Here is a 1,264-nt window from a genome sequence, read left to right as displayed (position 1 = left end):
AGCATCGGCGCGGTGTGGAGCGTGTGCGCGCCCGACATGGGCACCAACGCCGTGCTCGACCGCTTCCAACAGATTGAACCGGTGGCGCTGATCGCCTGCGATGGCGTCACCTATGGCGGCAAGGACTTCGACCGCCTGGCCGTGGTGGCCGAGCTGCGCGCCGCCTTGCCGACGGTGCGCCACGTGGTGCTGCACACCAACCTGGCCGAAGAGCCCGCCACGGTGGACAACGCGCTGGAATCGGCGCAACCCTGCACCGCCTTCAGCACCGCCGTGGCGCGCGACGACGCCGCCACCGCCGCCTTCGAGCCGCTGTGGCTGCCCTTCGACCACCCGCTGTGGATCGTCTACAGCAGCGGCACCACGGGGCTGCCCAAGCCCATCGTGCACGGCCACGGCGGCACGCTCATCGTGGCGCTGGCGCTCAAGATCCTGCACAACGACGTGGGCTGCAGCTACGCGCCCAACAGCTGGGGCGAGCGCTACCACTGGTACAGCTCCACCGGCTGGGTGATGTGGAACGCGCAGACCAGCGGCCTGCTCAACGGCACCACCTGCGTCATCTACGACGGCAACCCCGGCGGCAGCAAAGACCGGCCCGACTGGACCGTGCTCTGGCGCTTCGCGGCCGAGCAGGGCGTCACCTTCTTCGGCGCGGGCGCGGCGTTTTTCGCGAACTGCCTGAAGGCCGGGGTGGACCTGTCGGCCTGCGGTGATCTGTCCAAGGTGCGGGCGCTGGGGACGACCGGCTCGCCGCTGTCGGAAGACGCGCAGCGCTGGGGCAGCGCGCAGTTCGCCGCCATCGCCCAGAGCGAAGCGCAGAAGGACATCTGGTGGTGCAACATCTCCGGCGGCACCGACTTCGCCGGCGCCTTCATCGGCGGCAATCGGGACCTGCCGCAGACCCCCGGCCGCATGCAGTGCCGCCTCATGGGCTGCGCGGTGGAATCGTGGAACGAACAGGGCCAGCCCGTCATCGACGAAGTGGGCGAACTGGTCTGCGCCCAACCCATCCCGTCCATGCCCCTGTACTTCGTGGGCGACACCGACAACCGGCGCCTGCTCGGCAGCTACTTCGACATGTACCCGGCGGGTCATGGGAGAAAGCCCGGCGGCGGTGATCTGGACGCCAGCGCCGGCGCCGTCTGGCGCCACGGCGACTGGCTGCGCATCCACCCCGACGGTTCCTGCGTCATCTACGGCCGCTCCGACGCCACCATCAACCGCCACGGCCTGCGCATGGGCACCAGCGAGCTCTACAGCG

Annotated in this window: 1 protein-coding gene; it reads left to right on the top strand. The window is 69.9% G+C overall.

The features are described from left to right. Positions 1–1,264: AMP-binding protein (locus tag RMP09_RS03890; protein WP_310564690.1), on the top strand; the 1,264-nt coding region annotated here is incomplete at both ends.

Source organism: Hydrogenophaga sp. (genome assembly GCF_031426985.1).
In the GTDB taxonomy this organism is placed as follows: domain Bacteria; phylum Pseudomonadota; class Gammaproteobacteria; order Burkholderiales; family Burkholderiaceae_C; genus Hydrogenophaga.
Note: the sequence above shows the minus strand (reverse complement) of the source record. Positions and strands in the feature narration are given on the sequence as shown.